Source organism: Paenibacillus sp. FSL H7-0756 (genome assembly GCF_038006765.1).
GTDB lineage: Bacteria > Bacillota > Bacilli > Paenibacillales > Paenibacillaceae > Paenibacillus_AQ.
The window spans coordinates 2,492,705-2,516,859 of sequence record NZ_JBBOVT010000001.1 but is presented as its reverse complement, the minus strand read 5'-3'; the positions used below and the strand labels follow the sequence as shown (position 1 = coordinate 2,516,859).

Annotated in this window: 21 protein-coding genes and 1 other annotated feature; all 21 genes read right to left on the bottom strand. The window is 54.1% G+C overall.

The window, feature by feature from the left end:
* Positions 1–6 precede the first annotated feature (6 nt).
* The gene (locus NST04_RS11140; RefSeq protein ID WP_341184292.1) at positions 7–849 is read right to left on the bottom strand and encodes a M50 family metallopeptidase; all 843 of its coding nucleotides are present in this window, start codon (positions 847–849) and stop codon (positions 7–9) included.
* On the bottom strand, positions 842–1,708 hold the full coding sequence (locus NST04_RS11135) for a M23 family metallopeptidase (RefSeq protein WP_341184291.1): 867 nt from the start codon (positions 1,706–1,708) through the stop codon (positions 842–844). Before NST04_RS11135 ends, NST04_RS11140 begins: the two co-directional genes overlap by 8 nt.
* 165 nt (positions 1,709–1,873) lie before the next feature.
* Entirely contained in the window at positions 1,874–2,668 is a 795-nt protein-coding gene (gene minD / locus NST04_RS11130) for a septum site-determining protein MinD (protein ID WP_076079452.1), read from the bottom strand.
* Between the two features lie 5 nt (positions 2,669–2,673).
* Entirely contained in the window at positions 2,674–3,333 is a 660-nt protein-coding gene (gene minC, locus NST04_RS11125; protein ID WP_341184290.1) for a septum site-determining protein MinC, read from the bottom strand.
* Positions 3,334–3,414: 81 nt separating this feature from the next.
* Positions 3,415–3,945 (bottom strand): rod shape-determining protein MreD, encoded by a 531-nt coding sequence (gene mreD, locus NST04_RS11120; RefSeq protein WP_340752103.1) that lies wholly within the window; start codon positions 3,943–3,945, stop codon positions 3,415–3,417.
* The gene (gene mreC / locus NST04_RS11115) at positions 3,945–4,814 is read right to left on the bottom strand and encodes a rod shape-determining protein MreC (RefSeq protein WP_341184289.1); all 870 of its coding nucleotides are present in this window, start codon (positions 4,812–4,814) and stop codon (positions 3,945–3,947) included. Before mreC ends, mreD begins: the two co-directional genes overlap by 1 nt.
* A 67-nt stretch (positions 4,815–4,881) precedes the next feature.
* Entirely contained in the window at positions 4,882–5,916 is a 1,035-nt protein-coding gene (locus NST04_RS11110; RefSeq protein WP_036698969.1) for a rod shape-determining protein, read from the bottom strand.
* Positions 5,917–5,955: 39 nt separating this feature from the next.
* Positions 5,956–6,645: a RadC family protein gene (radC, locus tag NST04_RS11105; protein WP_341184288.1), complete on the bottom strand. Its 690-nt coding sequence runs from the start codon at positions 6,643–6,645 to the stop codon at positions 5,956–5,958.
* Positions 6,646–6,671: 26 nt separating this feature from the next.
* Positions 6,672–7,274: a Maf family protein gene (locus NST04_RS11100; RefSeq protein ID WP_341348304.1), complete on the bottom strand. Its 603-nt coding sequence runs from the start codon at positions 7,272–7,274 to the stop codon at positions 6,672–6,674.
* A 35-nt stretch (positions 7,275–7,309) separates the two neighbouring features.
* Positions 7,310–7,555 carry a DUF4321 domain-containing protein gene (locus NST04_RS11095; RefSeq protein WP_036698966.1) on the bottom strand — a complete coding sequence of 82 codons (246 nt, stop codon included), beginning with the start codon at positions 7,553–7,555 and terminating at the stop codon, positions 7,310–7,312.
* Between the two features lie 227 nt (positions 7,556–7,782).
* Positions 7,783–9,123, bottom strand: a complete 1,341-nt coding sequence (locus NST04_RS11090) for an SPOR domain-containing protein (protein WP_341184286.1) — start codon at positions 9,121–9,123, stop codon at positions 7,783–7,785.
* Between the two features lie 91 nt (positions 9,124–9,214).
* Positions 9,215–10,402 (bottom strand): glycosyltransferase, encoded by a 1,188-nt coding sequence (locus tag NST04_RS11085; RefSeq protein ID WP_341184285.1) that lies wholly within the window; start codon positions 10,400–10,402, stop codon positions 9,215–9,217.
* Positions 10,403–10,577: 175 nt separating this feature from the next.
* Positions 10,578–11,759, bottom strand: a complete 1,182-nt coding sequence (locus NST04_RS11080; RefSeq protein ID WP_341184284.1) for a glycosyltransferase family 4 protein — start codon at positions 11,757–11,759, stop codon at positions 10,578–10,580.
* 160 nt (positions 11,760–11,919) lie between these two features.
* Complete coding sequence (locus NST04_RS11075) at positions 11,920–13,116, bottom strand: GGDEF domain-containing protein (RefSeq protein WP_341184283.1); 1,197 nt, start codon at positions 13,114–13,116, stop codon at positions 11,920–11,922.
* A 58-nt stretch (positions 13,117–13,174) separates the two neighbouring features.
* Positions 13,175–14,332, bottom strand: a complete 1,158-nt coding sequence (locus NST04_RS11070; protein ID WP_341184282.1) for a GGDEF domain-containing protein — start codon at positions 14,330–14,332, stop codon at positions 13,175–13,177.
* A 195-nt stretch (positions 14,333–14,527) separates the two neighbouring features.
* Positions 14,528–15,904, bottom strand: a complete 1,377-nt coding sequence (murC, locus tag NST04_RS11065; RefSeq protein WP_341184281.1) for a UDP-N-acetylmuramate--L-alanine ligase — start codon at positions 15,902–15,904, stop codon at positions 14,528–14,530.
* Positions 15,905–15,911: 7 nt separating this feature from the next.
* Positions 15,912–17,288, bottom strand: coding sequence for a bifunctional folylpolyglutamate synthase/dihydrofolate synthase (locus NST04_RS11060; protein WP_341184280.1), 1,377 nt, complete (start codon positions 17,286–17,288; stop codon positions 15,912–15,914).
* Positions 17,289–17,293: 5 nt separating this feature from the next.
* Entirely contained in the window at positions 17,294–19,930 is a 2,637-nt protein-coding gene (locus NST04_RS11055; RefSeq protein ID WP_341185223.1) for a valine--tRNA ligase, read from the bottom strand.
* Between the two features lie 159 nt (positions 19,931–20,089).
* Positions 20,090–20,374: a binding site (T-box leader), on the bottom strand.
* A gap of 92 nt (positions 20,375–20,466) precedes the next feature.
* Positions 20,467–21,129, bottom strand: coding sequence for a stalk domain-containing protein (locus tag NST04_RS11050; RefSeq protein WP_341184279.1), 663 nt, complete (start codon positions 21,127–21,129; stop codon positions 20,467–20,469).
* A 201-nt stretch (positions 21,130–21,330) separates the two neighbouring features.
* Positions 21,331–22,584 carry a LysM peptidoglycan-binding domain-containing protein gene (locus NST04_RS11045; RefSeq protein WP_341184278.1) on the bottom strand — a complete coding sequence of 418 codons (1,254 nt, stop codon included), beginning with the start codon at positions 22,582–22,584 and terminating at the stop codon, positions 21,331–21,333.
* Positions 22,585–22,722: 138 nt separating this feature from the next.
* A complete protein-coding gene (locus NST04_RS11040; RefSeq protein ID WP_341184277.1) occupies positions 22,723–24,141 on the bottom strand; it encodes a glycosyltransferase family 4 protein in 1,419 nt (472 codons plus the stop codon).
* Positions 24,142–24,155: the final 14 nt, after the last annotated feature.

The window sequence follows — 24,155 nt, the reverse complement described above, 5'->3', positions numbered from 1 at the left end:
CGCTTGTTACTTTCCGAAATACGAAGCAATCAGACGCTGCTCCGGCACAACGGTAACGATATCCCCATCGTTGTTCATCACATAGATATAATGATAATGGTTACGTTTAAATAGACGCAATATCTCATCCAAAGGTTTCGCGAGCGTGGCAACTATTGGGCGGGCAATGTTCTCTGCCACTAGATACCGCTCATAAATCCGCTCACGGTTCATCAAAAAACCGACAAACCTGTACGGCAAATTACGCTGGTCCGTCCAATTAGAATAGAGCAGAAACGCTCCGATCATGAGGAGATTAAGCCGGAGACCGTCCCCGTTCCCAAGCGGAAGCAGGGCAAACCCTATCACAAGCAGGCTGGCCGCAATGCTGACTCTGCCGGTCCACAGCAGTGTGTAATAATACGGAAGCAGCAGACTCAGGGCTGCCTGAAGGATTTTGCCGCCGTCCAGCGGAAGCACCGGGAGCAGATTGAACAGAGCGATCATGGCATTGGCTCCGATAAAATAATCCAGATAGGCGATATTTCCATACTGCACCTGCTTAAGCGCCAGCGCCATCAGAATCATAATTCCGTTCTGCAGCGGACCGGCCAGGGCAATCCCGATCTCACGGACAGCTGTAAGCCGTCCATGATCCTCTATAACCGCAACGCCGCCGAATGGCAGCAGTTGGACCGATCTGACGGTAATGCCGGCCAGCAGCGCCGCACATACATGTCCAAGCTCATGAATGAATACGATCAGGAACAAGGTGAGCAGCTCCAGGAACTGTCCGGTAAACACGGAAACCATGAGAATCAGCACGAAGAGCGGATGCAGAGACAATTCAATGCCGCAGACCCTAATCAAACGATACCACTTCGGCCGGATCAATATAAGTCTTGTCTTTCATAACTGCAAAAAACAGCAACGGGACACGGGCATCCTCCGTCCCCTGAATCCAGCCTATTTCGTCTCCGCTCTGTACCCAGTCATCCACCGCGAGCCGTGTCCCGCTCAAATGACCGTATTCTGCCGTGATCTCCCCGGTATGGCGGACCGTAATACGGATGCCTCCCCGGGCTTCCTTCGACACGGCCAGGACACGGCCCGTATCTACACTTTTCACCGTGACGCTGGCACTTGAATCGTCTGCCGGTATAATTTCGACGCCATTAAGCGAAGTAGCAAAGGGACGTACAATGCTTCCTGCAAGCGGAGCGCTAAGCTCATGAGCGGCTGTCACCTTCTCCGCCGGCACCTGTTCATCTCCAAAGATCGGAATGAAGGACGGGGCTCCATTGAAATGTTCCTCGTACCACACCTGTGCCGCTGCAAAATCCATATCATTGCTAAGGATGTCTGTAACAAAGTACTGTGCCTTCACTGCCCACGGCTCCTGCACGGCAAAAATGCCCCATACAGCGCCGAAGACCAGCAGACTGGCCACCGTCCGCCGCAGCAGACCAGCACGGAAGCCCTGCCCCGGTCCCCTGCCGCCTTCATCTTCCCAGTGGTTACGCTGCTGCTTCCACATCGCCTCGGGGTCAGGCTCAAGGGAAGAGTCAAATTCATTCCTGTCCCCAGCCCCCCATTCTCTGAATGAGGGAGGACTGCCTGGCAGACGAAACCGCTCTGGTGCTGGTGCTGCTCCGGTTGCCGGCTTCTCCTCCAGCAGATTTTCTATACGTTTCTTGCGGCGGTTCTTGGACTCTTTCGGGTATTTCATATCGATCCCTCCGGCGGGCTTGTTTTACTTCCATTTTATGAGTGGCGGAAGCCGCTTTAGAACAAGCCCTGTCCAAGTTACTGCACAACAAAAATAAGCCCGCCAGCGATTTCTCGTCAGCGGGCTCTTACGGAAGAATGCCATATATAAGTGCGTGGCCGGGATTCAGCCCATTCCAAAAAATTTCTTGAGCTTCTTGAAGGCGCCTGTCTTCTGGTCAAGCTGCATCAGCGGCACCGCGTCGCCCAGAATACGCCGGGCAATATTACGGTAGGCAATCGCAGCCAAGGAGTCCGGGTTCATCACGGTAGGCTCTCCGTTGTTCGCCGCCCGGATGACCTGTTCATCATCGGGTACAATCCCGATCAGATCGATGTTCAGCACCTGCAGAATGTCTTCAATATCAAGCATATCCCCCGACTTGATCAAGCCCTGACGAATCCGGTTGACCACCAGCTTCGGAGATTCCACTGATGACTGCTCCAAGAGACCGATAATCCGGTCTGCATCCCGCACCGCAGCATGCTCCGGAGTGGTGACTACAATTGCTTTGTCGGCACCGGCAATCGCATTGCGGAAGCCGTGCTCAATACCGGCCGGACAATCGATCAGAACATATTCGTACTCTTTCTTGAGCTCCAGAATGATATCCTTAACCTGCTCCGGTGTAACTGCTGTCTTGTCCTTGGTCTGGGCAGCGGGCAGCATGTACAGCTCATCGAAGCGCTTGTCCTTGACCAGCGCCTGATTCAGCCGGCAGCGGCCCTCCGCCACATCGACCAGATCATAGATAATCCGGTTCTCCAGCCCCATGACAACATCCAGATTCCGCAGTCCAATGTCCGTATCCACCAGACATACTTTTTTGCCCTGCAGGGCAAGTGCGGTCCCAATGTTGGCTGTTGTGGTTGTCTTGCCAACTCCGCCTTTACCTGAGGTTACGACAATCGCTTCTCCCATGGAGGCTACACCCCTTTAAACACATTTAAATCCTGACGTAACTTCACTATATTATGAATTTTGTCGATTTGCATAGCACCGCCTGATAAATAGGCAAATTCCATACTGCTCTCCCGGGTTCCCCATTCATCCGGCGGTCTGCTAATAATCTCAGCAATCCGGAGCTGGGTAGGCGCCAGGAGGGAAGCGGCAATAATGGCCTCCTGGTTACCGTTGATTCCGGCGTGTGCCATTCCTTTGAGTGCTCCAAGAATATAGATATCTCCTGAACAGGTAATCGTGCCTCCCGGATTCACATCACCGAGGAACAGCAGATTGCCCTCATGATGCAGCACCTGGCCCGAGCGGAGCATTCCGCTCATCATGAACAAGGCCTCTGGATCCTTCTCTTCAGGATCTTCAACAGCTTCAACCGAACGGATTAACAGATTCCCCTGACTCTTGAGGATCTCCAGTACCGCCTCTTTATCTTCTTCAGTAACAGCACGGTTGCCAAGCTTAATATCCACATGCACAATCGGTCCGGTCAGAATATTTTGATGGCTGTGCTCCAGCTTGTAGCGAAGCTCGCTTAAGAGATCTTCAAAGGGACACTTGTCGTCTAGCAGGAATACCAGGCCATCCTTGATGCCCTTAATCCTTACGTGCTTGGATTTAACTGTCATATGCCTGTCCCCCTATCCTCATTCATTCGTGCCGGGCCGGGCAAACTCCTTCTTTGGGCGATAAGAAAATACCGCTGCCGCTTAGGCAGCTTCCTCATCAAGTGTCTCTTTCTTCAGCAGTTCCAGCTGTCGCCGGAGCGGAATGTAGAGAAGCAGGCCTGCAGCAAAATGAATGAGCATGGTAGGCAGCATATGATGCAAGAGCGCCCAATTATATGGCTCCTGGCTTAAATTAAACACATTATAAATGGCAAAAAGAATACTGTCTTCCAGCAGACTGCCCAGTAACACCACTGTCATCATGAGCGGCAGCGGCGCGCGGGGAATCTGGAATATCAGCCCGATCAGGTACGCAGATAAGCCCATAGCGAAGGAATGAGCACCCAGTATGCGGCCGTAAAAGACCACATCATGCAGCATACCAAACGACAAGCCCAGAATAAGTGCTGTATGCCGGTGATGGTATACCGTTACGAACAGAATGACGATGAAGACGAGATTAGGAATAATCCGCATCTGCCAGCCGTCAGGAATCAGCCAGGGAAGCACTGTGCCTTCCAGAATAAATAAAATGAATAACAAAAGTACCAGGACAGGTCTGCGCATCCTCACTATTCTACACGCTCCTCCGTATAGACAACGAAGAGTTCCTTCCAGTCCTGGAATCCTGCCGCCGGCTTGATAATCGCTGTAGAGGTTAATCCGAACTGTCCGATCTTCACTTCTTCCACCGTACCGATAGTCATACCACGCGGATATCGTCCGCCAATCCCAGAGGAGATAATAACATCGTCCTTGGCAATCGGATCGCCTACGGGGATTTTGTTCATCAGCAGCATTCCGGTCTGCTGGTCATAGCTCTCAATCATTCCAAAGGTCTTGCCCTCCTTGTTAACAGCGGTTGCTGCTATAGGAGGCTGAGAGTTGGGGTCGTTGATATCCATCATCGTCATCAGCTTCACGGTAGAGGTGAAGTTACTAACATTGCTTATAACTCCTACAAGCCCCTCGATAGAAGTTACGGACATATTCAGTCTAATGCCATCTTTCGCACCCAAATCAATAACAAGTGTGTTATTGCCCGGTTCTGTCGTTACACTGACCACATTGGAGATCAGATATTCATATTTATACATGTTCTTTTGAGCTTTAGTGAATTGAAGATCCTTTTCATATTGTTCATTCTTGGCTTTAATGAAATTAAATTGCGCCTTATCCCGGGCGTACTGTGCAGCCAAAATCTTAAGCCGCTGGTTCTCTTCGGCCATTTCGCGGAGATTGCCAATATCTTCGAAGAAGCCCGCTACGTATCCAGCGGGCTTGTAGAACAATTTCTGCACGAATCCGGTCGTATCTCTGAGGAAGTTCTCCGGCCAGGACAGGGTCTTCCTCTGCCCCAGGCTGAAGCCCATCAGAACGATAAACGTAACCAGCGTAATCAGCAATATAAACAGTCGTTTATTGTTAAACAGCTTGAACAATCTCGAGCACCCTCTAATAACCGTATTTCTCCAACCTCAGGGGTTGACGTTCACAGTCCGCATGTTCCTAGCGTTTGGAGCGGAGGCCCGAACTGCTGCGGCTCTTGAACAAGTGGATATTCTCCAGCGCCTTGCCTGTGCCGATCGCAACACAGTCCAGCGGATTCTCGGCCACAATCACCGGCATTCCGGTCTCGCGCGCCAGCAGCTTGTCCAGGTTGCGCAGAAGCGCACCGCCGCCCGTAAGCACAATGCCGCGGTCCATAATATCGGCAGCCAGCTCCGGCGGACATTTCTCCAGTGTAACCTTCACGGCTTCAACAATCGCATTCACAGTATCGGACAGAGCTTCGCAGATTTCATCGGAGGTAATGGTCAGCGTCTTCGGCAGACCGGTTACCAGATCGCGTCCTCGGATCTCCATCGTCTCAGCCTTCTCAAGCGGCAGGGCGGAGCCCACATCCATCTTGAGCTGCTCGGAAGTGCGTTCACCGATCATAAGGTTATACTGGCGCTTGATGTATTGGATGATAGACTCATCCGCATCATCCCCGGCCACACGTACAGAACGGCTGGTAACAATACCGCCGAGTGAGATTACCGCAACCTCGGTAGTCCCGCCGCCGATATCTACAACCATACTGCCGGTTGGTTCCCATACCGGAAGATCTGCACCGATGGCAGCAGCAAATGGCTCCTCGATAATGTAAGCTTCCCGTGCTCCGGCCTGCTTCGTAGCATCCTCAACTGCACGCTGTTCAACGGCTGTAATTCCGGAGGGTACACACACCATGACATTCGGATGGCGCTGGAACATCGAGCGCTGCTTCTGGGCCTGGCGGATGAAATATTTGATCATAGTTGCTGTAGTATCGAAATCAGCGATGACCCCGTCCTTCATTGGACGGATGGCACGGATGTTGCCCGGCGTGCGTCCGATCATTTTTTTGGCAGATTCCCCTACGGCTTCAATCGTCTTGCTATCTGTATTAATGGCTACCACGGACGGCTCTCTGACAACGATCCCCTTACCGCGCACGTAGACAAGCGTATTCGCTGTCCCCAAGTCAATTCCTAAGTCTTTCGTAAAACCACCTAACATCTTGTTTGCTCCTTTTCCATGTGAATCTAGACAATTGTATTACATGTAGCCTTTCTCTTTCAAACTTACGTAGCTGCTGTCTCCGATCACCAGATGATCCAGCACATCAATGCCGACAATTTCGCCTGCCTGCATAAGCCTTGCGGTCAGGGAGATGTCTTCAGGGCTCGGCGTAGGATCACCGCTCGGATGATTATGTGCGCATATAATTGCTGCGCTGCTGCATTTCATGGCTGCCCGGAACACCTCGCGGGGATGCACAATGGAGGCATTAAGGCTACCCATGGACAATGTTTCCTGCGCAATAACATGATTCTTCGTATTCAGGAACAGGCAGATAAAATGCTCCTTCTGCAAGTAACGCAGCTGTTCAGTCAAAATCTCCGCCGCATCCTGGGGACTGCGGATAATGACCGGTTCGGTAAGCCGGGAATTCGCCATGCGTCTTCCCAGCTCTATGCCTGCTTTGAGTTGCACGGCCTTGGCAGGGCCGATGCCGTTGATTGTTGTCAATTCTTCAATGCTCAGATCCGCCAGTCCGCGGAGACCGCCTGCATGGCTCAAGAGCCGCTGGGCGATAAGAAGGGCTGATTCACGGTGCGCACCTGTGCGCAGCAGAATAGCCAGAAGCTCCGCTTGACTTAATGATTCCGCCCCATAATGCATCATGCGCTCTCGTGGTCGTTCTTCATGGGGGAGGTCACGCAGCATAAATGTTTGCGACTCCATCCCTAACCTTCTTTCTTCGGCTACCCTTACCGGTTCAGCACTGAAATGCCAAACCCGGACAACATACCGCTCAGCAGTGACAGCGGCAGACCGACCACGTTAAAATAGCAGCCTTCAATTTCTTCCACCAGGGTGGCGCCCAGTCCTTGTATCGCGTAAGAGCCGGCTTTGTCGGCAGGCTCCCCGGTCGCTATGTAGGCGGAGATTTCCTCTTCGCTCATTGCTCTCATAGTTACAGAGGTTACCCTATGATCTACCAGGGTACGTCCCTCTGCGGAACCGATGCAGGCCACCCCGGTGTATACCTGATGCGTCCGGCCTTGCAGCATCTCCAGCATTCTGGAGCTGTCCTGCTCATCCGCCGGCTTGCCGAGCACCATTCCGTCAAGCACAACAATCGTGTCGCTGCCGATGATAACAGCATCACGGTCTCCGGCAACAGGAATCACAGCTTCTGCCTTACGCAGAGCCAGATTCCGTACAATAGCTTCAGGACTCCATTCGGGCGGTGTACTCTCATCAGCATCGCTGGACAGCACCTCGAAAGGCAGTCCAAGCGAGGCTAACAGCTCACGCCGCCGCGGTGAACCTGAGGCCAGAATAATATGCCGTGAATTGTCATGCTCCACTGTAATTACGTCCCTTCCTGTGCTGCCAGCTAAGGCTACAGCCTGCGGTACAGCCATACGGCTGTAATAATTCCGGCAAGACTGAGCAGGCACAGTTTCAAATGGATTGTGATGTCATAGGTTATGATGTCTAAATCGGCTTGCGGCGACCACTTGAGAACAGTCGAAGCTGTAAGAAAAGACAGAGCTTGTACAGGTTCCAGCAGCTTGGCAATCCAGGCTCCGGCCAGCCAGCCCAGAATAAGAAATAACAGCAGTGTTCCTACATTTTTCTTCTTCATTCAAGTCTTCCCTCGCCATTTTTTGACACCCTATTTATTATACGGTGAAACGGAGTGCAATACAAACTCAAAATCCATCCAGGGAATGTTTACCACGATAGAAGCCTGCGGATCTTATCACACCGCATGAGTACCTCTGGAAATACAGCAATCCCCCGCCGGGCACATGCCTGGTACGGGGGATCATTTATTTAGCCTATAGTCAGCGGTTCGTTACGCCTCTGCTCTCAGCTCATGGCGGACAACAGGCTTTTCTGGCCGGTCAGGAAGCTCATCATGGCTTCCTGCACCTCCCAGAGCAGCCCCTCCGCCTTATTCTTATTGTATTCGTTCAGGGCGGCTATCCCCTGGCTCATGGATTTCTCCAGCCCGTCAGCGATTCTCTGCCCTTCCGGTGTGAGGCCCGGCTCCAGTGCCTTGACTGCCTGGGTCCACTGCATATGGAGATCGCTTACCGCTGCGCCAGCGTCCCCGCTGCTCCCCCCGCCAAGCAGGGAAGCAGACAAGCTGCTCAGCTCGCTTAACAGCTGGCTGCTGAGCGTGAAGTAGCTGTCCACCTCAGCTGCCGTTCCGGTGTAGCGGACCTGGTTCACAGCTGGCAGAGCCACTTCTCTCACGTACAGCTCGATGCCTTGCCCCTTGAGCCCATTGCTAAGCAGCTTGGCCTGCTCACGGTCAGGAGACATTCCGGCGTACACACGGTTGCCGTCTGCCGGATCAAGACCGGCGGCAAGGCCGGCGGTCAAGAGCTCCTGCCGGGCTTGTTCCGCTCCTGCCGCTGTACTGAAGACGCCATACTGCAGCAGATAATAGCTCTGTGGCGCAACCTCAACCGGAATCTGCGCGCTCACCGCTTCTCCCGTCTGCTCAGCAGGCACACCCGTTATGTCTGCTGCGTTACTGCTGGTTGCCGCCTTCTGCCCCTGGGTGATTCCCGCCTTAACCTCCGCATTGCCGGGAGCTTTAGCAGTCTCCCCCGCCCCTCCTGTGATGAACGACAAGGCTGCATATCCGAGCAGAATCCCCGTTCCCAGCGCTCCAGTTATGGACAATGCGAACTTCCACCAGTACGAGGGACGGCGGGTATGATAAGAGCCGCCGTAGCTATCCCGGTGAGCGCCGGATTGCTCATAACTGTCTGTAGCGGATTCACAGTTATCTTCATACAGCGGGTAGTAGTCATCTGCTGAATGCAGACCTTCTTCATCCGCCCCTCCATAGGAGGAATCCTCCTCCGAGTCTTCACTCTGTTCCCATAGATTCCTTGCAGAAGCAGGACGGACAACAGAATACAGCCCCAAATCATAGTTATCCTCAGGAGCTTTCGGTTTCCGGCGGCTGGCGCCCGGAGGCTTCATGTAAGCTGTCTCTAATGGCCGGGGCAACTCCACCTTCTCCAGATCCACAATATATTCATCGGCCTTGGAATAGGAGGATGTCTTAATCCCCCCGCGCTGCACCTTGTCAGTATCCTTGTCCTCCAGAACCACACCGGTTTCGTTCGCCGCCCGGAGCTCTGCCGTCTCTGTCCGCTGCCTGCCCTGGTCACCGTCGAAGCGGAATGTCATTCTTCCGTTATTCAATACCCTCACCTCGCGATCTTCAGTTCTATACTGAAAGATATGAAAGATGCGAGAGAGATATGCTATTTTAATATATTTACACCAGACTAAGCAGCTTCGCCTTAACTCCCTCTGCGGCATAATGCCTGCTGAGCGTCCTGTAGGCCTGATCCGCAATAATAGAACCAAGCTCCGGCATCGTCAGCAGCCTGATCAGATGATCGGCAGTGCCCGCCGTTGTTCCTGCCAGCAGAATATTCCGCCCCGGCTCACACATCAGCTCCTCCGAGCCCTTCAGGCTGCTGACCACCGGCGTGCGGAGGGCCCAGGCCTCCAGAATGCTGCTCTGACTGCCGCAGTCCTCACAGCATGAAGCAACCACAGCTCTGGCCTTGCGGATATAATCGGCTGTCTGCATAGCTTCTCTGATGAGTACAACAGAAGAGTCCTTCTGGGCGGCAGCTGCGACCTCTGCATGCACCTCACTGCTGATAATGCAGCAGCGGATATCCGGCACTGCCGCCCGAATCAGCGGATATACCTTCTTGAAGAACAGCAGCGCTGCATTCTTGCCGTCAGTGGAATACATGTTCCAGTGCAGAACGATGGAGTTATCCTTGGCAGTATCTCCGGGAGCCGCATAGGGTAGGGCAGTCAGATCAATGTACGGCGGAACTACATGCACCTTGCCTGCGTCGGCAAAGGATAACGCCTTAAAGGACAGGGCCTCTTCTTCTGAAGCGGCCAGCAGGAGGCTGGCCTTGTTCATTAAGCGGCGCTCTTCCCGGCGGATCAGCGCATCGTTCAGCTTGCGGTAGCCTGTGCCGATTCCCCGCTTGCCGGCCGCCCGGCTCTGCACCCGTATGCCACCTGCACGCCGGGCGTCGGTGACGATAACAGCTCCGGGAAGCAGTGAGGCAACCAGGTCCAGTACGTTACCGAGCATGGCATACGAGACAAACACATGACTGTAGGCGTTCTGGCTGCACATCTCGCTAATTACCGCCCGCAGCGACTTGTCATTGCCGAGCATCGAGGCATCCGTGCGTAGCCTGTTCAGCGGAAACAGCAGGCTTCTGCGGGTGGACGCAGGCCGCTTCACCTGATGAACGGTCAGGGCAGGACTGCGTAGAATCTGCGTCTCGCGGCGGTGGTGGCAATACTCCAACAGATCAATATCAAACCGCTCCAGCAGCATATCAAGGAAATTCTCTGTTCTGATGTCTCCCTCCCGGTCTTCCGGCATGTGACTCCGGGCAGAAAGGAACAACATTCTCTCTCTCATGGCTATAGCTCCTTGGTTCTATGTAAATGTGAATGAATGTGTACGAAACAAAAAAGGCCGGATGACATCCAGCCCAGAAATGTGAAACTATCGATGTAGATCTATAGTAACGCAGTCCTCCTGAGAAGGTTGTCGATTTATGGGGAAAAATAATTATTTTACATTCCATATCCCTTCAGACCAGACGAAGCAGCTTATCCTTGACACTTTCCGCCTCATAATTTGCCAGCAGAACCTCGTATGCACGGTCCGCAAGCACTACTCCTCTTTCATGATCCTGAAGCAGCAGTGTCACACTATCGGCAAAGGAAACCGGGTCATCGGCAATCATAATATTCTGCGAATGCTCATAGAACAGCCCTTCTGCCCCTTTGGAACTGGATACGACAGGGGTTCTCAGCGCCCAGGCCTCCAGAATTTTCAGCCTTGTTCCGCTGCCTTCCAGGAGCGGAGCTATGACCACCTGCGCCTTGCGTATATAATCCGCCACACTGTCCACATACCCGGTAATGACGATAGAGGAATCCTTCAAGGCGAGCGCCGCTACCTCCGGATGCACGTCCCGTCCGACAATATACCACTGGATATCCGGTACGCTCGCCTTAACCAGAGGATATACCTCACGGTAGAAGTAGAGGGCTGCGTTAATGTTAGGGAAGTAGTTCATATTACCCGGAAGAATAATCCACTTCTCCTTGGGCAACTGCGTCTTGGTCCGGTAATCCTCCATGCGTATGAAATTGGGAATGACATGGACCTTCTGTGACTGGCTGGGGGCCAGTGCCTTGAAGGCCAGAGCATCCTCTTCCGAAGTGGTCAGCAGCAGATTCGTCTTGTCCATCAGCTTCAGTTCATCCTGGCGCGTCCATACAGCATTAAGGGAATAATAGACCTTGGCGATCCCCTTTTTCCCGCCTGCCAGCTGTGCAGACAATCCGCTCTCGAAATTATGCGCATCGGTAATAATCACAGTACCAGGCAGGCAGCGCTGTACAATGTCGATGCAGCAGCCCAGCAGACTATGCGAAATAAATACATGACCGTAGGAATTCCGGCTGCAGAGCTCTATAATCTTCGCCTTCATGTCCACATCAACATGGCTCATATAAGAACAATTCCGCCAGGTATACAGGGAACGGAGCAGCGCTCTGCGGTAGCTGACTGTACGCTCTACTTCATGCACCGTAAGTGACGGAAGTCCCTCCGGCGTCCCTGTCTTCCGGGGATTGGCATAGGTGATGAGCTCTACCTCATATTTGCCCTGCAGAAGCTTCAGAATATTGCCCGTTCTCAGCTTGCCCCCGCTATCCTGCGGATATGGATTCTCTGCGGAAATGAATAGCAACGGTTCCTTCATGGCCTCTTCTCCTACTCTCCATTGATCAATTGGCCCTGGACTGCCCGGGGCATCTAGGATCTATTACCCAAGTTAAGGTGGTACAGTCATACAAAAAAGCGGCTCCCCGATAATATGGAGAATCGGTGTCATGCGGCATACTATTGATAATCGGCCCTGTCTACTTCGCAAAAGAACCAGCTTCCGGCACCTTGCCCTTGTAGCTGTCACTCCTGACCACGCAGTTCCTTCCCCGCTGCTTCGCCTTATATAGAGCGTTGTCGCTCAGTTTGTACAAGGTGCCGAGCGGCACACGTTCACCGGAGAGAATCGTAATCAGACCGATGCTGACCGTATAGGACAGCGGCATGCCTTCGACCGTCGCACCAAGCACAGAGCAGCGCAGCCGTTCCGCTATTCTCTCACCGTCTTCCTCATCCGACCGGTGCAGCAGCACCGCGAATTCCTCGCCCCCGAATCTTCCGAAGAGATCCCCGCTGCCGAGCTGACGCTCAATTCTGCGGGCGAAATCCTGCAGCACCCGGTCTCCCGTATCATGGCCATAGGTGTCATTAACCTGCTTGAAGTGGTCCACATCCAGCAGCATGAATGAGAAGGGCACCATCTCCTTGGCGGCAGCAGCAATCAGAGGCTGGGCACGCAGCACGAACGCCCTGCGGTTCAAGACGCCTGTCAGTTCATCATAGGTTGCCACACGCTCCAGCTCCGCATAGGACTGTTCCCGGGAGAGCAGCATGAAGCCCGCAGTTCCGAGGAACATCAGCAGATAGATTCCGGCGTAAAAAAAGCTCTGCAGCCACGCCGCTGCAATCGATCCTCCCGGCGGAAGATAGAACAGGCTGCTGGCCTTACTGAGCAGAGAGAGGATCGCCACGCCGTACAGCATACCCGTAATTTCCTGCAGCGGGGTCTTTCTGACCTTCCAGGATAACAGATAAGCCGGATAGAGCAGCAGAATCGCACCCGTAAGTGCAGATGCTGCGATCAGCCGGGGAACATCCGGATGCAGCAGGTAGGGCAGAAGCAGACCTAACGCAGATATCGCAGCCAGCGTGTAATACCGCTGCTTCATTCGCTGAGAATCGGCTTCCAGCTTCTTCAGCAGGGCCAGAATCTCCGCAGTTCCTGCAGCCACGCTCAAGAGAATAATACTTGGAAGCACGAATGGACAATCATGAATTCCCTCTAATAACAACAGCTGCAGAATAGCGAGCTGCAGAATTTTGGCTGTCAGGAACAATGGGGTTGTCTTTTCTTTCGGATAACTGGGCCGGTATGCCAGAATAAGCAGAACCGTAAATAGATTGCCGAAAAAAAGACAAGCCAGCAAAGTCTTCAAATCCAAGCCGGCTGTCATCATGTCCACCCCTTTGTTTAACGATATGTCTATGTATGCTATGTATTTGAGAGTCCGTTTACCCGGACCTGACCACACGGTCCCGGCCTTCCTGCTTCGCCTGATAAAGCGCCAGATCACATAGCTTGTAGAGTGCGTTCAAGCTGGTCTGCTGATCAGGCAGCACAGAGACTATACCAATACTGGCCGTATACCCGCAGGGCAGGCTGTGCACAGAAGATTCTTTGAGCGTCTCCCGCAGCGCTTCTGCCTGATGGCTGCTGCTCAGCGCATCCTGCCCGTACAGCAGAATGGCGAATTCCTCACCGCCTACCCGTCCGAGCAAGTCACCGCCCGCAAGCGTACTCTCGGCAGTAAGGGCGAAATCCTGCAGCACACTGTCGCCGGTGTCATGACCGTAGGTATCATTCACTCTTTTGAAATGATCCAGATCCAGCAGCAGCAGGGAACAATATTCCCTCTTCTTGGCGGCAAGCGCCAGCTTCAGTTCGGCTTCCAGCAGGAAGGCCCGGCGGCCCAGAATCCCGGTCAGGCTGTCATAGGTGGCGATGCGCTTCAGCTTCTGGTAGGAATGCTCATTGGAGAGCAGGATGAAGGCGGCAATGCCTCCAATCAGCATCAGGAACATCCCGAGATAATACAAATACTGCGCCGGATTAGCCGTCAGCGGGCCCATATCCGGTTCCACCGCCAGAGCAACGAACGACCTGAGTAACATCACCGCTGCGATCGCATAAAATACGGCGGCGAGTATCTTCTGGAGCGGAGAGCGCTCCGGGCTCGCTGTCAAGCGGCAGCCAGGGTAGAGCACAAACAGCATGACCCATAACGAGGTCGTTGCGACCCGTATATTCGGATGGTTGAAGAACAGGGTAACGATAACAAAGCTGAGTATGCTCCCTGCCGTGATTGTCAGATAATAGAGCTTCGAACGGCGGTCCAGCATGCCCATCATCATCAGCAACGCAGCGATCTCCAGCCCTCCGCCGGCCAGAATGAGCGCATTGCTCAGAGGTACAGCGATTCTATGGGGAATATAGTCCCACAGCAGAATGGAGCTCCAGAAGATCACCTGAATCCACTTGGAGGCAATGAATAGACTGGAGGCAATGTCTTTGGGAAAGTGGTAGCGGTAAAACGTAATCATCAGCCCGGAAAATAAATTTCCCAGAATGAACAAGTATAACAGCGACTTAATATCAAGCTGAAAGCCCATCAACACACCACCGAACTATGCGGATATACCTGCTCTATCCGAACGATCACATTCACAGCTCATATCGGCAATATCATTATTATCTATCACCTCTAACTTCTTGTTCGCCGGATGCAAAAAAGGGGCGGTCCCATAAGCCATAAATGGCTAATTGGGACCGCCCCTTTTTTAAAAAGTTTAACGGTTCCTGAAATCTTAGCGGTTCTTCAGGCTGTCTGCCAGCGCATAACCGACCTTCCAGATATCGCCCGCACCCATGGTGATGACCAGGTCACCGGGAGCAATGCGGTTCTGCAGATCGGCCAGCACAGCTTCCTTCGTCGGCAGATGCCGCGCACCGGCGTTGCTGTTCTGCACAATCAGCTCTACCAGCTTGGCGGAGGTGACACCCTCTATCTGCTTCTCACCCGCAGGGGAATAGATATCGGTAATAATCACTTCGTCTGCTTCGCTGAACGCGCGGCTGAACGCATCCAGCAGGAAGAAGGTACGCGTGTAGCGCTGCGGCTGGAACACGGCGATAATGCGTTTGCCGGTTGCCTTGGCGGCGCTGATCGTAGCCTGAATCTCTGTTGGATGATGCGCGTAATCATCAATGACGAGAATCTCGTCAACCTCGCCCAGCACCTGGAAGCGCCGTTTGGCGCCGTGGAACTTCACAATCGCAGCCGCAATGGCCTCAAAGGCAATGCCCGATTTCAGACAGGAAATCACTGCAGCCATGGAGTTATACAGATTGTATTTTCCCGGAATAGAGAGCTCAATACGGCCTAGCACCTCGGTTCCATGGTTCATGGTATAAGATACCTGGCGGTCGCCGAGGACAATATCTGTTGCAATATAATCGGCCGTCTCTGATTCAATCCCGTAGCTGATTACTTTACCTTTTACCTTAGGCAGCAGGGATTTCAGGTTCTCATCATCTGCACATACGATAGCTGTTCCATCCTCGCGAAGCTGATTCATGAACTGAGCATAAGCATCCTTCAGCTTACCGAAGTCGCCGCCGTAGTTCTCCAGATGGTCCGCTTCAATGTTCGTAACGATTCCCAGCCAAGGATGGTATTGCAGGAACGAGCCGTCGCTCTCATCGGCCTCTGCCACGACGAATTCCCCTTGTCCCGCTTTGGCATTCGTGCCGACATTCATAATCTCCCCGCCGATAATGTAGGTAGGGTCCACGCCGCAGTCTTCCATAACCAGAGCAATCATGGATGAGGTGGTAGTCTTACCGTGCGCTCCGGCCACCGCTACGCCCTTGCGTTCATTCAGCAGCCGGGCCAGCATCTGCGAGCGGTGAAGAACCGGAATCTTCAGGCGCTCTGCCTCCACCCATTCCACATTATCCGCGGCAAGCGCCGTGGAATAGACGACCAGATCCGCACCTTTCACCTGCTCCGCCGTATGCCCGATGAAGACCTTGGCACCTTTGGCTATCAATTTCTCCGTTAACTCCTGGGCAGCTACGTCAGAGCCTGTAACTGTATATCCCATCTCCAGCATCACCCGGGCAATCGCGCTCATACCATAGCCGCCGATCCCTATAAAATGCACACGTTCAGTAGTATCCAACAGTTCGTCACCAGCCTTTTTCAGAATCGGGTTGCCGTAAAAGCGTACTGCGCACATCAGAAATCAAATACAGCGTTCCGGACACAACTGCGAGGTCATCGTCCGCTGTGATCGTCTGCAGCTTCTGCAGCGCTTGGCCCCAATTACGTTCTACTATGATTTCCAAGTTTTCCTTGGCATATTTACTCCGCAGACTTTCTGCGATCGCCTGCAGATCTTCCGCGTCCATTTTCTTACGGAAATCCGGTTCGGTCAGGATGAGCGTATCCACTATAGGCAGTATATGCTTGAGATACGACTCGTGATGCTTATTTGCCAGCATCCCCATCAGCAAATTTAATTTACCGTAAGGCTGGAACTGCGGAAGGCTCTTCGCAAGGCTCTCAGCCCCTTCCGGGTTATGCGCGCCGTCCAGAATAATTCTGGGCGCAGTGCTCACTTCCTCCAGTCTTCCGGCCCAGAATGTGCCGCGAAAGCCCTCCAGCACATCCTCGTCCTCCAGCATGAAGGCCATATACTGCCGCAGCACCTCAAGCGCCATCATTGCTCCGGCTGCATTCTGCAGCTGGTGTTCGCCTTTCATGGCAATATCCAGCTCAAGCCCGCGGAACGGCCCGTTGAAGGTGAAGTGCTGGTAGCCGTCTCTCTGCTCTACCTTACTATAGCTGAAATCTTCTCCGGCTAAATAGAGTGTCGAACGGGTAGCCGCCGCCTTGGCTTTCAATACAGCTACAGCTTCGGGTTGGCTTACACAGCTGACTACAGGAACGCCCGGCTTAATAATCCCGGCCTTCTCGCCGGCAATCAGTTCCAGCGTATCTCCCAGCACATCGGTATGGTCATGTCCAACATTCGTAATGACCGACACCACCGGAGTAACGATATTCGTTACATCCAGCCTTCCCCCAAGCCCCGTCTCCCATACGACTACATCGGGATAACAAACTTCGCCGTAATAGAGAATCGCGAGCGCCGTCGCCACCTCGAACATGGTCGGTGAGCCCAGCTCAGTGCCCGCAATCTCCTCCACCAGCGGACGCAGCTGATTGGCAAGCGCAAGCAGCGTCTCTTCAGGAATATCCGTCCCGTTGTACTGGAACCGGTTCGTGAACTTCGTGATATAAGGAGAGGTAAAGGTCCCCACCGAATATCCACTCTGAATAAGGGCCGAGGTTAAAAAGGCGCAGGTTGAGCCCTTGCCGTTCGTCCCCGCCACATGAATGAACTTAAGCTTCCGGTGCGGATGTCCCAGCTTCTCCATTAGAAGCTCTATCCGCTCCAGACCCGGCCGGATTCCAAAAGGAATCAGGCTGTTGATCCAGTCTACGGCTTCTGTATAAGAACTTAAGGGAGCGGCAGCGCCGCTCCGGGTGATCTCTTCCATGTCAGTTATCCTCTCAGCTCTGCAATACGGGCCAGCACTTTCTCGCGTCTGTCGGAATAATCCGCCTGCTTCGCCCGTTCCTCTTCGATGACTTTCGCCGGAGCTTTGGCTACAAAGCCCTGATTACTGAGCTTCTTCTCCACACGCTCCACTTCGCTGTTCAGGGTCTGGACTTCTTTCTCCAGACGGATAATCTCCTGATCGATATCGATCAGACCGGACAGCGGGAGAAGCAGCTCCGCTCCGGTAACCACGGCGGACATCATTTTATCCGGCGTCTGCGGCGCAAGGCCTGCTTCGAACGAAGAGGTGTTGCAGAAGCGCCCGATGTAATTGTCGTTACGGGAAATAATGTCCAGGGTGTCCTGGCTGCCGGCCTTGATAATCAGCTCGACCTTCTTGCTCATTGGCGCATTCACTTCCGCACGGATACCGCGAACAGCCCGGATGATATCCATCAGCAGGTTCATCTCTGATACCGCCTGCGGATTCTCAAGCGCCGCATCGTACTTCGGCCATTCAGCCAGCGTAATCGATTCTCCTTCATGCGGCAGATGCTGCCAGATCTCCTCGGTAATGAACGGCATGAACGGGTGAATCAGGCGCAGTGTGCGGTCCAGCACGTAAGCCAGAACAGACTGGGTCTTGGCCTTGGCGGCTGCGTCCGCTCCGTACAGCGAAAGCTTGGCGAATTCGATATACCAGTCGCACAGATCATCCCAGATGAAGTTGTAGAGCAGGCGTCCGGTCTCGCCGAACTCGTACGAGTCAATTAGACGCGTAATATCACGGGAAGTTTCGTTCAGGCGGTGCAAAATCCAGCGGTCTGCTGTGCCAAGCTCACCTGTAATGTCAATATCTTCAAAGGCTACGCCTTCCAGATTCATCAGCGCGAACCGGGAGGCATTCCAGATCTTGTTGGCAAAATTGCGCGCCTGCTCTACCTTTTCCATACGGAACCGCAGATCCTGGCCCGCTGTACTGCCGGTAGTAATCATATAACGCATGGCGTCAGCGCCGTACTGCTCGATAACATCCAGCGGATCGATGCCGTTGCCCAGAGACTTGGACATCTTGCGTCCTTCGGCATCGCGTACGAGTCCGTGCATCAGTACATCGGAGAACGGCTTCTGGCCTGTGAATTCCATGGCTGAGAAAATCATCCGCGCTACCCAGAAGTAAATGATATCGTACCCGGTAACCAGTACGTTGTTCGGATAGTAACGCTGATAGTCACTGCTCTCCCCGTCAGGCCAGCCTAATGTAGCGAACGGCCAGAGGTTGGAGCTGAACCAGGTATCCAGAACATCCTCATCCTGCTTCAGGTCGGACAGCCCGCTGATGCGGCGTGCTTCTTCTTCGTCGTGCGCAACAACAAGCTCCCCGGTAGATTCGGAGTACCAGGCCGGAATCCGGTGACCCCACCACAATTGGCGGGAGATACACCAGTCGCGGACATTCTCGATCCAGTTCAGGTACGTCTTCTCGAAGCGGTCCGGCACGAAGTGGACCCCGTCACCGTCCTTCTGTGCAGCGATGGCCGCTTCTGCCAGCGGCTGCATTTTGACGAACCACTGGGTGGACAGATAAGGCTCTACAACAGCCCCCGAACGCTCACTGTGCCCAACCTGGTGTACATGATCCTCAATGGAGATCAGCACGCCTTGCTCCTTCAGGTCGGCTACGATGGCCTTACGGCAGTCGCTGCGGTCCATTCCCTGGTAAGCGCCTGCTTCCTCATTCATCACTCCGCCTTCGTCCATTACATTGATCTGCGGAAGGTTATGGCGGACTCCCATCTCGAAGTCATTCGGATCATGCGCCGGTGTAATCTTAACCGCACCGCTGCCGAACTCCTTATCTACGTATTCATCAGCAATAACCGGAATCTCTCTGCCTATAATCGGCAGGACCAGTGTTCTGCCAATCAGATGCTTGTAACGGTCATCCTCCGGGTGTACCGCTACCGCTGTATCGCCCAGCATCGTCTCGGGCCGCGTGGTAGCCACCGTAATATGGCCGCTGCCATCCTTAAGCGGATAACGCAGATGGTACAGATGCCCGTTCACTTCCTTGTATTCAACCTCGATATCCGACAGCGCTGTACGGGCAGCCGGGTCCCAGTTAATAATCCGCTTCCCGCGGTAGATCAGGCCCTTCTGGTACAGCTCCACAAATACCTTGCTGACCGCCTTCTTCATTCCATCATCAAAGGTAAAGCGTTCGCGGGAGTAATCGAGGGACAGGCCCATCTTGGCCCACTGGTCATGAATGGTCTCTGCATACTGGTCTTTCCAGGCCCATACCTGCTCCAGGAACTTCTCGCGTCCCAGATCATGGCGGGAGATTCCCTGCTGGCGCAGCTTCTGCTCCACCTTGGTCTGTGTAGCAATCCCTGCATGGTCCGTACCCGGCAGCCACAGGGTATCATATCCCTGCATCCGCTTGGTGCGGATCAGCACATCCTGAAGCGTGAAATCCAGCGCGTGTCCGATATGCAGCATTCCTGTTACATTCGGCGGCGGAATCACGATGCTGTAAGGCTCCGCATCCGGACGCTTGCCGGCTTCGAAGAAGCCCTTCTCCATCCAGTACGCATACCACTTCTTCTCTGCCGCTCCCGGATCATATGTAGTCGGCATGTCGCTCTGCTTGTGATTAGCTGAAGCGGTAGCTTCTGCCGCTTCCTGCCCGTTCGGCAGCTCTGCTGCTGCATTGTTGTTATCAGCCATTGTGAACCCTCCACTGTTAAATGTATTGAGTAGCTAGCGGTTTCTGAGAATACAAAAAGGCCCTTCGTCTCAAAGGACGAAAGGCCATTCTTTCGCGGTACCACCTTTGTTTCGCGCCAATAAAAAATAAACCACTGCCTTAAGTTCCCCTACAGGTTCCTGAAGCTTAGCGCGACACTCATGCAGGGTAACGGCTGCAACCGGCCGCATCCTAACCGGTCTTCATGATGAAGACAAGCTCAGAAGGGCAACTCCGGGGCGACTTCGGGGGCTGCATCCTGCGGGAATTCACACCAATAATAATCCCGCTCTCTGAAGGGCTGACCGCCTACTCTTCCCGTTCCCAGTCTTTATGCTAGTTATTACTTAGTTCAATAATACATTCAGTGTTATCCCTAGTCAACCAGCATATACACAAAGGGCGCGCAGCAGACGAACCTTGGCGCTTACTCCCCGCTCCAGATCACTTGAACCACGTTGAAGCCCTGGCGGCTGCCCGTTCCGGGAGCCCCGTCCACGGTAACAGCAAACGTGCTACCTGCATCAATAATCTGGAAGGCGGCTGCAGAGACCTCCTCCGATTTGGAGGTGGCTCCTTTTTGCGCGAAATAGTCCTTATACGTATTGCCCAGCGTCTCCAGCCCCTGCTTCGTGGTATAGCTGAAGGTCGCGGACGGCTTGCCGGTCGCCGAGCCTTCGATCAGATCAAAGATCTTCGCGTCCGCCGGAAGCGGGAAGTCCGCCGGCAGGCTCTTCGGCCGCTTCACAGAATCCGCTGGTGTTCCTGCGGACGAGCCGCCGGAGGAGACAGCCGGAGCAGCCCCATTACCGATGATGACCCGGCTGGTTGCAGCATCGTAAGTAACAGCGGTGTTCAGCGCTTCGCCTATGGAGCGTACAGGCAGATAAGTGATGCCGTTGTAGGTAATCGGGGCGAGGGTTTTGCCGTTGCCGTCTTTGGGCGTGTACGCCTGGCCATTCACGACGATCCCGATTTTGTTGTTCAGGAGCGCCTTGATCTCCTGCAGATTGCTGGCGGCATAGACACCGGCCGAGACTGTGAGCGTCAAGCTTAGTGCGGCCGCAGTGGCTGCCACTTTTCTCTTCATGTGAATGATCATCCTTCCAGAAGTAGTGTACCAGCGCATAGCTGCCTGAATGTGTAATGTATGTAGGCCGGTAGTGACTATTACCCCCGGCTGAACGGTTTGTAAACCAGAAGCGGAAATCATATACAGAAACAGGAACAGCCCCATCCGTAAGGCAAGGGCTGTTCCTGTTAAGCCTGAATTCTCCGCGCATCATCAATCTCAAGGGATGTATAATACCTGTCCCTCTTCTACAACCTGACCGGACAGCCGGTTATACATGGTCAGCTCCCGGGTGCTTAGCTGGTATTTCTCGGCTATGGTGTCCAGCGTCTCTTCCCGCTGTACAATGCAGAGCCTTACCTTGCGGAACAGCTCCGTTCCGCCCATGCCGCCGATGAACCGGCTCTTCCACGCTGTGTCATTGCCGGCCTCAGGAACAGCCTCCGCTACAGAGTCTAAATTGCCCGATAGCAGTTCTTCCTGCTCTCTGTTGGCGCGGCTTGCGCTGAGCAGCGAGGAGAAGGTGAGCGGCTCCCGCTCGGCGGCTCCAGGTTCTTTTTTGCTGCCAAGGGCAACCTTGAGATCCTGCTTCTCCTCAGGGGGAGCCAGAGATTCCGCAGACAGGAAGACTTCATTGTCTATGGCCTGGATCTCCTCTGCCGCCTCCCCTTCTTCGTTCCCGGCAAATAGCGCAGCAGCGTCACTGGCAGCGGAGGTTAACACCGGCTCAGGCTGCGCGGCGGCTTGAAGCTTCGCATTACCCCAATGATCCACTGTGTTCAAGGCGGCGCTGCCTGCCGAAGAAGCCGTATCCAGGCTATGGGTCCTTGCTCTGGGTTCCTTGTCCTTCAGGGGTGGGGAGAGATAGGCGGCGGGCTGGGTGTACGTAGTTTCTTCCGCATACAGAGGTTGGACTACAGCCTCAGCCGGATTAGCAGAGTTCTGATCTTCTTCAGAGCCCTCGGCCGCCCCCTCGCCATAGGTCCAGAGCGAATTCTCATACAGGGTATCATTCTCCGGACTGCGGAATTTCTCCTCAGACGTATTGCTGTCTCCTGCCTCCGGCGAATACGCTACTGTGTATTCCTCCTGCTGCCAGGCCGGCTGTGCATCTGCACTTCCGATTCCCCGCAGCGAGAGCACTCCGGTAATGTTGACGGTTCGCATCGTCAGCAGATCAATATCGAAATTCTCGATCTCCACCCCTATGTCATCAAGTGAGCTGACCCGGGTCAGCGGAACAGTGATTTCAACGGGAATTGCATGCTCCAGACGCTGTGTAAGGTCATCCTCCCCCCGGTAGAGTCCGGTGAGCAGCAGTTGTCCGTGCAGTTCAGCCCGGTCCTCCCGCTGGATGACCTGGATGTCGGGAACCAGCTCGACTTCCTCCAGCTCTGCTATTCCCGGAAGCTCTTCCGAAAGGTGAATGCGTTCATAAATATCAAACCGCAAGCCATGGGACTGGTCAAACACGGGAAATGTCCTCCTTCTTGGCATAATCTATCCCTGAGACAAGCCCAGAGTATAAGCCCAAAATGTTACTCCCCTCATGTATATGCTTCAATCAGGCAGGCATGACAACTTTGCCGCTTCAATTGCGGACAGCGCCTATTACAGGGGAGGAAGAGCCGTACGTGCATCAGGAATAGAGTAGTGCTGTGGAAGCTTCACACGCAGCGTTACGGCAAGCGGATTCCCTGGACTACACTCGTTAAGCACATCCGCCGGATGAAAAGCTGCCGGCAGCGCACCCGCGCCCGGTTCTTCCTCAAACCGGAGGTGGTCCGGAATTCCCGGACGGCCCGCCCGCAGTCTGACTGCTCTCTGGTATACATTCAGCGTACCCGCAGCCATAACATCCAGCGAACGGGTCTGCTCTGCCCACTGTTTAGCCTGGAGGCCGGTGCGTCTTCTCAGCTCCTCATCCCCCAGCAGCTGCTCGATTTGCAGGGCAAGCTTCGCGGCATCTCCGGGAGGAACAATCCAGCCCGTCTCTCCCTGCCGGACCATCTCCGGCATGCCTGCGGTTCCGGCGACAATCGGCGCGATCCCGGCAAGCTGCGCTTCCGTAACCGAGAAGGGCTGCGTGTCCTGGAGAGAGGGCTGAACATAGATGTCGGCAGCCCGGAGTGCAGCCGGAATATTGTTCAGCTTCCCGGTGAAATGGACCTTCCCTGCGATACCCAGCAGGCGGGTCTGCTCCATGAGCTCCTCCAGGAGGCTGCCGATTCCGGCCACCGCACAGATCCAGTGCTGACAGCGCTGCTGCAGAATGCCCAGCGCCTCTATCAGCACATGGACGCCTTTGATATATTCAAGACGTCCGGCATACATGATCACAGGGATTCCCGCTGCAAATTGAAGCGGCGGTGTCTCTGCGGCCCTGGCTGCGTATTGATGCAGGTCCAGCCCGTACGGCAAGGTATGGATACGGTCTTGGCTGACCCCCAGGCTCTGCGTAAGCTGTCCGATCCACTCCGAAGAGACCAGAATCTGGTCGGCCGCCTGGGCCCCCAGCCTCTCAAGCCTGCGGAAATATCTCCAGATCGGCCGCTGCTCATAGGCCTCCCGGGTCAGTCCCGGCTCAAGTCCCTTGTACTCATAGTAGGTCTCCTTGGTCAATGCCCCATGCACACTTGCGACCAGCGGAACAGGACGGCGCATGATCCGCCGCAGTGCATAGGAGGCGATAGGGTCCTGGGCATGAATGACATCGTATTCCTCCAGGCCCAGCACAGCGGCGCCGCCCTCGAACACGTAACGCCCCAGCTCAAAGCTGAAGATGCCGTGCTCCAGATGCAGCGAGGGGAAGCGGCCGATATCCAGCTGGGGCAGCAGCAGCGAGTAGAACGCTTTTTTATCAAAAGACTCTGTCCGGTTCAGCAAATACAATGTATTGTTCTCCACATGGCTGCCCATCAGTGTAACGGAATGGCCCTGCTCGCCCAGCTTGTCAGCCAGCTGCTTCATATATGTCCAAATTCCGCCCATATTGGTGAGGCCCCAGTAGGTGACTAGCAATATCTTCATGCATTCCTCTCCCC